This is a genomic window from Bartonella sp. CL63NXGY, assembly GCF_042194905.1.
Taxonomy (GTDB): Bacteria; Pseudomonadota; Alphaproteobacteria; order Rhizobiales; family Rhizobiaceae; genus Bartonella.
The window spans coordinates 1-929 of the sequence record NZ_JBHINK010000071.1; the positions used below are offsets into that span (position 1 = coordinate 1).

The following is a 929-nucleotide window of genomic DNA, read 5'->3' on the forward strand; positions in this document are numbered from 1 at the left end:
CCATATGTCGTCCTGGTGCTGTCATGCCTCAGCGAAGTGTTGAGAGACGCTTAAATAGCCCTTATTGTAAAAAACATTCAGAACAACTTGAATGCAAACCTTAGGTCTTGCTTCAGCAGAGAAAGCCTTGAATTTACACCAAATAAAGCTCTAGGTTGATGAGCTTGAGAAAGCCTTGTCCGTCCTTACGTGACAAGGTTTTTTTTATGCCGCGTCGTTATAACGTTGCTGCTTTGCTTGCTCGATGACATTCAAAAGATCTGATTGTAACCAACGCGATAAAAAACCAAATTTTAAAGGTTTTGGGAGAGAGCCATTAGTTACATGACGGCGAAATGTTGAAACACTCATATGAAGCAATTTTGCACTTTCACGGTCTGTTAAAAGAATATCATTTTCTGTCATATTAAAATCCTTTCACTATAAAAATGGTAACAAATCATAACCATTTATTAACCACATTTTGGTTCATTTTCGAAGGTATTTTATTTATAGAAAACAATATTTTATCATATAATTTCTTATGTGATAATTTATGACTCTTATTGAGAGAGAATGAGAGAAAAGAGAGTTAAAGTTATCCACAGATCATGGGGTTATTCACCCCATATTTTAGGTTTGACCTGTGACATAAGCCGCCCATTTATCCATATAGACACGGCGCTGTTCTAGATAATCAGTACGACGATAGGCACGCTCTACTTTACCGCCGACCGTATGACTTAGAATGGTTTCAGCGACTTCATAGGGGGCATCGGTTGTTTCAGCGAGCCAATTGCGTAAACTAGAACGAAAACCATGGGGGCAGGCTTCAATTTTATTTTTTCTCATATACGCCGCCATTATCGTATGTGAAAGAGGACCACGACCGGTAAGTGAAAAGATGAAATCACTTTTAGAGATACAGCGGGCTTGTTCAATTACTTTTA

Annotated in this window: 1 protein-coding gene and 1 pseudogene; both read right to left on the bottom strand. The window is 38.2% G+C overall.

The genetic code is table 11. The features are described from left to right. Positions 1–204: 204 nt before the first annotated feature. A complete protein-coding gene (locus ACFIK0_RS09275; RefSeq protein ID WP_015856172.1) occupies positions 205–405 on the bottom strand; it encodes an AlpA family transcriptional regulator in 201 nt (66 codons plus the stop codon). 207 nt (positions 406–612) lie between these two features. Continuing rightward, positions 613–929 (bottom strand): annotated as a pseudogene (locus tag ACFIK0_RS09280) (integrase); the annotation flags it as partial.

What these genes read in the sequence shown, in the direction of transcription:
- ACFIK0_RS09275 (WP_015856172.1), bottom strand. Translation starts at nt 405, where the DNA reads ATGACAGAAAATGATATTCTTTTAACAGACCGTGAAAGTGCAAAATTG.